We start from the raw sequence: 2,857 nt of genomic DNA, 5'->3' as shown, positions 1-2,857 counted from the left end.
TGCTGAGGTATTGAAGAAGTTGTTGTAGATAAGATTCTCATTTGCAGAACTTAACGAAATCGCAGAACCGTATTTTTTACTTACAATATTTCCAGTCAACGTACTATAGCTGGTAGAGTACAAAATAATACCTGGGTTAGTGTTTAAATCGTATAAATCTGTTCCAAGTGCATCCGCAACTATATTATCCTCCAAATAGTGATTACTACCACTTACACTGATACCAGCATCACTATATAGTGTGCAATAAGCGGTGTTATTTATTAGAGTATTGTTAGTTCCGGTTATTTGGATAGGAGGGTGACCATCCATAGTACCATAAACAATATCCTTGAGCAGAATGTTATCCTCACCATTAATATTAATACCCCCAGCATTATTATTGATTATTTTGTTTTCATTTGAATATGAAAGATAAATACCTGGTAAAACATCATAACTAAACGCATCGTTGTTGGTTAATACGTTGCTATTAGAATGATACATATAAATATCTGCTCGGCTCCCTCCATTGCTGTCTAATGTGTTATGATCAGAATAATAAAGGACAATACCTGCCGTATGGTATTCACGATTCGAAATCATATTGCCGGTTAAGTCGTTGTCGATTGAAGAGGTCAACTCTATACCTTGAATATTATGTTGTAATAAATTACCATCCAGGATAATATTTTCAGATTTATTTATGGAAATTCCTAGCAGACAATCTTCTATAGTATTATTGGAAACTCTACTTCCACTAGATGAAAAGATACGTATGGCTGTTTTGCCCGGATAATAATCATCAGAACCCGGACCGAAACTTATACTGAATCCGTTTATGCTAGTTTCATCTGCAGTCACTTCAAATACGTACTCATTATCTGATGCACCAACAACATTTGTCACTTCAGCACCATCTGTGGATTTAATAATCACAGATTTATCTACTTCAACATTCTCATTATATGTACCCGGAGATACACGGATAGTGTCACCATCATTGGCAGCATCAACAGCAGCCTGTATTGTAGTGAAATCTGCACCGCCATCATCATCTACAGTTATCACACCGTCACTTACAAATGCCTCTTTCAGGTTTATTATGTAAATGTCACCACCAGAGTCAAAGGCGATCTTTCTTCCATCAGGACTCCATACAGGCCTTCCACTGTATGTAGAGCCTGTTGTTAATTGAGTTTTATTGCTTCCATCAGCATCCATTACCCATATGTTGGGATTTTTTGGGATAGAAAAACTATGATCAGCATATGAATATACAATTTTGCTTCCATCTGGTGAGAAAGATGCATCTGTAACGCCGTCACCTCCCACTTTATTTTGATTTGTTCCATCTGAATTTACTGTGTGGACAGAACTATCCCCATAACTTGTGTCAGTACCAACGTCAAAAAATCCGTAATAAGAGTAATAAACTATTTTTGATCCATCAGGCGACCATATCTGACTTTGCCAAGACTGTGTTTGAGGATATACATCAGTATTTCTTTCTTCTGATGAAACTATATCCATCAAATTCGTACCATCTGAATTTATTACTTTGAGCTGGCCAATATTCTCGTTTACATATTTCCCAAACACTAATTTAGATGAATCAGGAGACCATGCCAGACTTCCCAGACCTTCCTGACTTAATATTATCTGGCTATTTGAACCATCTGGTTCCATTAATGCTAAAGCAGTCCTATTCGTATAAGCAATCTGCGATCCATCTGGAGACCATGCAAAATGATTAATTGGATTATTTGGAGATATCTGTCTTTGTGAAGAACCGTCCTCGTTCACGATCCAGAGATCATAATAAATGCTACTAGCACTATGATTCGTTTTCATAAAAAGGATTTGATTACCATCAGGAGACCAACTATACAGATGGCGAGCATGGCGAGTTGCCAGCTCAATATCTGTTTGATCTGCCAGAGACATCTTATGAAGATTAAAATCCTTTGTATATGCAATTTCAGTACCATCTGGTGACCAGACTGGTTTTTTACTGTAAGAGTATCCGCTTCCGTTTGTCAGTTGCACAATGCTGTCAACTTCAAGAGGAGCTGCTGATGCGACACTGCTCATTAGTAGAATAAAAGCAAAAATTATACCAATCCGGTATAATTTGGTTTTTAAACTATGTTTCGTACTATTAGAATAAACTAATCTCAACCCTATCTTTGAAGATTTAATTGTACAACAACTCCATCGTATCATTAATTTTGAACAGAATAATTAAATAATAACTGCATGTGAATATGTTATTTATGTCTTTTTAAATTAATTTGGACTTAAATAAAATATATCTAATTGCATTAAAAACTCCATTCTGGTTTTATGACATTTTTGCAGAAACACGGCCAACTCAACAGGGAAAATATGTTGGAAGTATTGTTGAAGGTAGTTGGAAGAGCAATTTGCAGTCTTCTTTTAATTTAGTATCCAATTTTCTATTTTGGGAAATAATTATGTAAGCATTTATTTTTTCATTCACTCCACTGACACTGACTACCATCTTTGATGTCCAAATGGGTTGAAAATGACGGTTTATACACGGAGATTATGTTAGGGTGTTCTATTATTTTTATAATATAGCTATGATTTTAACAAAAATTAAAAAATAGACTTTTTTCAAAAGAAAGACTTATTTTACGTTGGAATAAAAAAGTAAAAAAAATAAAAGTTAAAGTTGATCAACGATATACAGTAATCAAAAAATCTTTGTACGCTACTTAGAACTGATTTAAGTATACACTGTAGATTTTTACTGAACATTAAACAAATTAAATTATTTTTTAAATCGGCAATCAAATATATATTAACTTCTCAGTGGGATTAAGACTATGTTTTCAGATGTAGAGATCAAATT

1 protein-coding gene is annotated in these 2,857 nt (G+C 34.3%); it reads right to left on the bottom strand.

Features of this window, described 5'->3' with window-relative positions; all coding sequences use genetic code 11:
- Nucleotides 1-2,073, bottom strand: a 2,073-nt coding sequence (locus QZZ23_RS13645) for a NosD domain-containing protein (RefSeq protein WP_292471186.1), incomplete at its 3' end; no start/stop codon positions are given.
- Nucleotides 2,074-2,857: the final 784 nt, after the last annotated feature.

The organism is Methanolobus sp. (assembly GCF_016278385.1).
Taxonomy (GTDB): domain Archaea; phylum Halobacteriota; class Methanosarcinia; order Methanosarcinales; family Methanosarcinaceae; genus Methanolobus.
Note: the sequence above shows the minus strand (reverse complement) of the source record. Positions and strands in the feature narration are given on the sequence as shown.